Source organism: Pseudomonas sp. EA_65y_Pfl1_P113, assembly GCF_963970525.1.
GTDB classification, from domain to species: domain Bacteria; phylum Pseudomonadota; class Gammaproteobacteria; order Pseudomonadales; family Pseudomonadaceae; genus Aquipseudomonas; species Aquipseudomonas tritici.
In genome coordinates, this window is the sequence record NZ_CAXAQM010000090.1 from 1 (window position 1) to 1,469 (window position 1,469).

Consider the following 1,469-nt stretch of genomic DNA (forward strand, 5'->3'; position numbering starts at 1 on the left):
TGCAAGAGTAGCTGAGCACGATAACGCCCGGCGCGGCGTTCCATGGGCGCTGGCACCGGGCCGAGCAGCTCGATGCCGCTCAGGCTCAGCTCAATCGATCAGGGTGATGGCGTCGCCAATCTCCTGCGCCTGGACGGCCAGCCGCTTGGACTTGCTTCAGAAAAGTGGAGAGTTTTCCTGAGGTGAAAGGCAAACTCGATGACGAAGCAACGACGGTTTACAAAGGAATTCGAGGACGAGGCGGTCCGGCTGGTGGCGACCAGTGGGCGCACGCAGCGTGAGGTTGCGGAAGATCTGGGGGTCGGTTTGTCGACGCTGGTTCGGTGGATCGGTCGTCGTCGTGATCGGTTGACGGAGATGCCGGGCGAAACACCGCAGGCAGATTTGGCAGCCGAGTTGAAGCGGCTCCGCCGGGAGAATGAGATCCTTCGACAAGAACGCGACATACTGAAGCGGGCGACCGCTTTTTTCGCCCGGGAGGGAAGTCGATGAGGTTTGCGCTCGTCGATCAGGCGAAGAAGGATTTCCCCGTACACCGCCTCTGCCAGGTGCTCGGCGTCAGCCAGAGCGGCTATTTCGCCTGGAAGGATCGTCCGGCCAGCCGGCGGCAACGCGATGACATGGTGATGCTGGCGCATGTCCGCTCGGCATTTGCGCTGTCGAACGGCACGTACGGCAGTCCGCGCATGACGCGCGAGTTGCAGGATGATGGCTTCGCCATCGGGCGACGGCGCACGGCGCGGTTGATGCGCGAGAACGGCCTGCGCGGTCGGCAGAAGCGTCGATTCAAACGGACGACCGACAGCGAGCATAGCTGGCCGATCGCGCCGAACATCATTGACCAGGATTTTACGGCGACGGCACCCAACCAGAAATGGGGCGTCGACATCTCGTATGTCTGGACGCGGGAGGGATGGCTCTATCTGGCGGTGGTCCTCGATCTGTTCTCCCGCCGTGTCGTCGGGTGGGCCGTCGGCGACCGGCTGCACCGCGATCTGGCGCTGGCCGCCCTGCGCAAGGCCCTCGTCATGCGCCGTCCGCCCGAAGGGCTCATTCATCATTCGGACCGCGGCAGCCAATACTGCTCTGTGGACTACCAGGCCGAGCTGCACCGCCACGGCATCCGTATCTCCATGTCAGGAAAGGGAAATTGCTACGATAATGCGATGGTGGAGACCTTCTTCAAGACGATCAAATCCGAGCTCGTCTGGCGCACCGTCTTCTATACCCGCGACCAAGCCGCGCAGGCCATTGCCCGCTATATCGACGGCTTCTACAACCCCGTCAGGCGCCATTCCGCGCTCGACTATATCAGCCCCGCGCAGTTCGAACGAACCGCGTCACGTTGAGCAAATGCCTCTCCACTTTTGCGGGGCAAGTCCATGACACAATCGCTTTCTTCAAACAGCATGTTGAGAATGGAAATCTCTGGGAAGAGCTGTGGATCGAGGAAAAGCCCAAAAAAGAAC

At 61.2% G+C, this 1,469-nt stretch carries 1 protein-coding gene and 1 pseudogene; one reads left to right on the forward strand and one right to left on the reverse strand.

Features of this window, described 5'->3' with window-relative positions; translation table 11 throughout:
• Positions 1-74: pseudogene (locus AACY52_RS32415) on the reverse strand (hypothetical protein); the annotation flags it as partial.
• Positions 75-198: 124 nt separating this feature from the next.
• On the opposite strand from AACY52_RS32415, the gene AACY52_RS28385 reads away from it, so the two are divergent.
• Positions 199-1,349 (forward strand): IS3 family transposase gene (locus AACY52_RS28385; RefSeq protein WP_370468058.1). Its coding sequence is split into 2 segments (ribosomal slippage): positions 199-463 and positions 463-1,349, totalling 1,152 coding nucleotides; the frame shifts between segments, so codons are not numbered across the junction.
• The last annotated feature ends 120 nt before the right edge of the window (positions 1,350-1,469 follow it).